Consider the following 1,877-nt stretch of genomic DNA (forward strand, 5'->3'; position numbering starts at 1 on the left):
AGGTTGCCGGTGATCAACAAGAGCAAGCGGATGGTCGGCATCCTCAGTTTGGGCGACGTCAGCCATTCGGCGCCCAGTGATTTGCTGTCCGAATACGTCAAGAACGTTTCGGCCCATCACCACTGAACATATTGTGGGAGCCCTGAAATGTCCGTTTGAGGCACGAAGCGGACATGAAGCCGATGACGGTGATAGGTCCGCTTCTGACCGATGCTGTCGATAAACGTTTTTCGAGGGGCGAGTGAGCAACATTGAGTCCAGATAGGAGCCTGGCGCGCAATATCGATTCAAAAAACTCGGCATTTGGATTCGATTGTTGCCCGCGCGCCGCTCGTCGCCGACTTTATCGACAGCATCGACCCAAAGATGGGGTAATCGGCCGGCCGACTTGTGGATAGCTGAAGATTTGGGGTGCTGCGCTTCAGGCTGATGGGTGAAACGAGGTCCACGTTTGCGGCCTCAAGCATCAGAAGGAGAAGCGCAGCATGGACCATTTTGCTGGACTAGACGTTTCGGTCAAGGAGACGAGCGTTTGCATCGTGGATGACACGGGCAGGATTGTGCGGGAAGTGAAGGTGGCGAGCGAACCCGAGGCGCTGCTGGCGGTGCTGACAAACCCCGCCTGCCGCTTCAAGCGGATTGGATTGGAAGCTGGGCCGCTGTCGCAATGGCTTTTCAGCGCTCTCGCTGAAGCGGGCTTGCCGGTGGTCTGTGTCGAGACGCGGCACATGAGGGCGGTGTTGAAGGCGCAGATCAACAAGACGGATCGCAACGATGCGCGCGGCATAGCGCAGATGATGCGGGTGGGGCTTTATCGTCCGGTGCATGTGAAGACGTTACGCAGTCAGAAACAGCGGATGCTGCTGACCCATCGCAAGCTGATGCAGTCGAAGGCCATCGCCATTGAGAACGATCTGCGCGCCACCTTGCGCAACTTCGGTCTCAAGGTGGGCGTGGTGGGGACGGTAAAGTTCGAGGCGCGCATCAAGGAGCTTGTCGAGAACCTTCCCGACTTGGTCGTGCTGGTCGAACCGCTACTCATTGTCCGGCGGGTACTTCGCGAGCAGATCGGCATCCTGCACCGCCGCTTGCTGGCCATCGTTCGGGATGATGACGTGTGCCGGCGCCTGATGACGGTCCCCGGTGTCGGCCCGGTGGTGGCGCTGACCTATCGTGCCACCGTCGACGTGCCATCGCGCTTCAGAAACTCCAAGGCGGTCGGGGCGGCGTTTGGACTGACGCCCTCTAAGCATCAATCGGGCGAGAGCAACCGAACTGGCGGAATATCACGGTGCGGAGATGAGATGATGCGGATGATGCTCTACGAAGCGGCCCATATCATGCTGGTGCGTTCGGCAAAATGGTCATGGCTCAAGGCCTGGGCGATGAAGATCGCCAGGCACCGCGGGCTGAAAAAGGCGATTGTGGCCTTGGCGCGTCGATTGGCCGTGATCATGCACCGCATATGGGTTGACGGCACCGAGTTCCGCTGGACCCGGGAAGTCGCAGCGGCATGAGAGCGGCGCGGGATCAAATGCGATAGGAGGAAACTCGAGTTCCACCGAGCGGTGGAATGATGTCCCTCGCGGGACGACGGATGAGGTGAGATCGTATGTCCGCTTGGACCTACCGTTCGTCTAACGGCAAGGCCGCCCCAAAGATTGTTCCACCTCGTCTTCGAATCCCATGATGGAAGGGCCTTGGTGCCGATTCCGAAGAGAAGCACGAGCCCGCGAGCGGCGTCGACACTGAATTGGTGGATAGTCTGAAAGCGCTTGACCCCAAACGGCCGATTAGAGAAGCGGACATTGCTACGATGCCGGATGTAATGACGCGAGACTCAATTCTCGCGATTGTCGCTGTCTGTGTCGATCAAT

Annotated in this window: 1 protein-coding gene; it reads left to right on the plus strand. The window is 58.7% G+C overall.

Features of this window, described 5'->3' with window-relative positions:
* Positions 1-485 precede the first annotated feature (485 nt).
* A complete protein-coding gene (locus VES88_07280) occupies positions 486-1,517 on the plus strand; it encodes an IS110 family transposase (GenBank protein HYN81286.1) in 1,032 nt (343 codons plus the stop codon).
* Positions 1,518-1,877: the final 360 nt, after the last annotated feature.

The organism is Gemmatimonadaceae bacterium (assembly GCA_035633115.1).
Lineage (GTDB): Bacteria > Gemmatimonadota > Gemmatimonadetes > Gemmatimonadales > Gemmatimonadaceae > UBA4720.

What these genes read in the sequence shown, in the direction of transcription:
- VES88_07280 (HYN81286.1), top strand. Translation starts at nt 486, where the DNA reads ATGGACCATTTTGCTGGACTAGACGTTTCGGTCAAGGAGACGAGCGTT.